Consider the following 857-nt stretch of genomic DNA (forward strand, 5'->3'; position numbering starts at 1 on the left):
GCCGCAGAGGGTGATAGTCCCGTACAGGTAAGTGTTAGTGAGAGCGAGAGTTCCTGAGTAAGTGGGGGCCGGTGAAACCCCCATTGAATCCGGCGGCACCATCCGCCAAGACTAAATACTCCCAAAAGACCGATAGTGAACAAGTACCGTGAGGGAAAGGTGAAAAGTACCGTGAATAACGGGGTGCAATAGATCCTGAAACTGTATACCTACAAGCGGACGGAGCTCATTCGTTGAGTGACGTCGTGCCTTTTGCATAATGAGCCTACGAGTTACCTATATTAGCAAGATTAAGGGTTTAAGGCCTGTAGTCGTAGCGAAAGCGAGTCTTAAGTGGCGTTTAAGTTAGTGTAGGTAGACGCGAAACCAGGTGATCTACCCATGGGCAGGTTGAAGTTGTGGTAACACACAATGGAGGACCGAACCGGTTGACGTTGAAAAGTCTTCGGATGACCTGTGGGTAGGGGTGAAAGGCCAATCAAACCTGGAAATAGCTCGTACTCCCCGAAATGCCTTTAGGGGCAGCGTTGGGTGAGTTTGATGGAGGTAGAGCTACCAATTAGATGCGGGGGAGTCATATCCTACCAAATCTAGATGAACTCCGAATGCCATCAAACACTACCAGCAGTGAGGGCTAGGGTGCCAAGGTCCTAGTCCGAAAGGGAAAGAACCCGGACCATCGTCTAAGGTCCCCAAGTAATAGTTAAGTTGAACTAAGGAGGTTCAGTCGCTGAGACAGCCAGGATGTTAGCTTGGAAGCAGCTATACATTCAAAGAGTGCGTAACAGCTCACTGGTCGAGCGACAGAGCATCGATAATGATCGGGCATTAAACTATTCACCGAAGACATGGATTTG

At 49.2% G+C, this 857-nt stretch carries 1 rRNA gene; it reads left to right on the forward strand.

The annotated features are described in order from the left end of the window. A 23S ribosomal RNA gene (locus tag PL77_RS29860) occupies positions 1 to 857 on the forward strand; the annotation flags it as partial.

Origin of the sequence: Flammeovirga sp. OC4, from assembly GCF_000812565.1 — a bacterium.
In the GTDB taxonomy this organism is placed as follows: Bacteria; Bacteroidota; Bacteroidia; order Cytophagales; family Flammeovirgaceae; genus Flammeovirga.